The sequence below is a fragment of the Peptoniphilus sp. oral taxon 836 str. F0141 genome, from assembly GCF_000179335.1.
Classification (GTDB): domain Bacteria; phylum Bacillota; class Clostridia; order Tissierellales; family Peptoniphilaceae; genus Peptoniphilus_A; species Peptoniphilus_A lacrimalis.
The window spans coordinates 1-1,772 of record NZ_AEAA01000090.1 but is presented as its reverse complement, the minus strand read 5'-3'; the positions used below and the strand labels follow the sequence as shown (position 1 = coordinate 1,772).

Annotated in this window: 1 rRNA gene; it reads left to right on the top strand. The window is 47.7% G+C overall.

Annotation, left to right across the window (positions count from 1 at the left end):
* Nucleotides 1-170: 170 nt before the first annotated feature.
* Nucleotides 171-1,697: ribosomal RNA gene (locus HMPREF9131_RS04415) — 16S ribosomal RNA — on the top strand.
* The last annotated feature ends 75 nt before the right edge of the window (nt 1,698-1,772 follow it).

Here is a 1,772-nt window from a genome sequence, read left to right as displayed (position 1 = left end):
AAAAAATACTTGACAGAAATGCAAGAGGGATATATAATAAAAAAGCTACTTCAAAAGTAGCCAAGAAACATGATAATTAAATAGTGTAAGAATAAATCACAAAGCAGTTCGAAAGAACAAAGAAACCAGAATTCGTAAATCAGAAATGATTTTTTGAGTTAGACAAATTTTTAATTGAGAGTTTGATCCTGGCTCAGGACGAACGCTGGCGGCGCGCTTAACACATGCAAGTCGAGCGATGAAATCTTAACAGAACCCTTCGGGGCGAAGATAAGACGGATTAGCGGCGGACGGGTGAGTAACACGTGAGTAACCTGCCTTTTACACAGGGATAGCCTCGGGAAACCGGGATTAAAACCTGATGAAACTATCAAATCACATGATTAAGAAAGTTAAAACTCCGGTGGTAAAAGATGGACTCGCGTCCCATTAGCTAGTTGGTGAAGGTAACGGCCCACCAAGGCAACGATGGGTAGCCGGCCTGAGAGGGTGAACGGCCACATTGGAACTGAGAAACGGTCCAAACTCCTACGGGAGGCAGCAGTGGGGAATATTGCACAATGGGGGAAACCCTGATGCAGCGACGCCGCGTGAGCGAAGAAGGCCTTCGGGTCGTAAAGCTCTTTTATATGGGAAGATAATGACGGTACCATAAGAAAAAGCCCCGGCTAACTACGTGCCAGCAGCCGCGGTAATACGTAGGGGGCTAGCGTTGTCCGGAATCACTGGGCGTAAAGGGTTCGCAGGCGGCAATGCAAGTCAGATGTAAAAGGCAAAGGCTCAACCTTTGTAAGCATCTGAAACTGTATAGCTTGAGAAGTGTAGAGGCAAGTGGAATTTTTAGTGTAGCGGTGAAATGCGTAGATATTAAAAAGAATACCGGTGGCGAAGGCGACTTGCTGGGCACAATCTGACGCTGAGGAACGAAAGCGTGGGGAGCAAACAGGATTAGATACCCTGGTAGTCCACGCCGTAAACGATGAGTGCTAGGTGTCGGTATAAATCGGTGCCGCAGTTAACACAATAAGCACTCCGCCTGGGGAGTACGTGCGCAAGCATGAAACTCAAAGGAATTGACGGGGACCCGCACAAGCAGCGGAGCATGTGGTTTAATTCGAAGCAACGCGAAGAACCTTACCAGGGCTTGACATATAAGAGACGAACTTAGAGATAAGTTTTCTTCTTCGGAAGCCCTTATACAGGTGGTGCATGGTTGTCGTCAGCTCGTGTCGTGAGATGTTGGGTTAAGTCCCGCAACGAGCGCAACCCTTATTACTAGTTACCAGCATTTCGGATGGGGACTCTAGAAAGACTGCCGATGATAAATCGGAGGAAGGTGGGGATGACGTCAAATCATCATGCCCTATATGCCCTGGGCAACACACGTGCTACAATGGCCGTAACAAAGAGAAGCGAAATCGCAAGGTCAAGCAAACCTCAAAAAGACGGTCTCAGTTCGGATTGTTCTCTGCAACTCGAGAACATGAAGTCGGAGTTGCTAGTAATCGCAGATCAGAATGCTGCGGTGAATGCGTTCCCGGGTCTTGTACACACCGCCCGTCACACCATGGGAGCTTGTAATACCCGAAGCCTGTGAGCTAACCGCAAGGAAGCAGCAGTCGAAGGTAGGACAAGTGACTGGGGTGAAGTCGTAACAAGGTAGCCGTATCGGAAGGTGCGGCTGGATCACCTCCTTTCTAAGGAGAAAACCAAAATCTTCCATAGTCCAAGGATTATGGAAGATGAGGAAAAACGAAATTATTCTTACACTA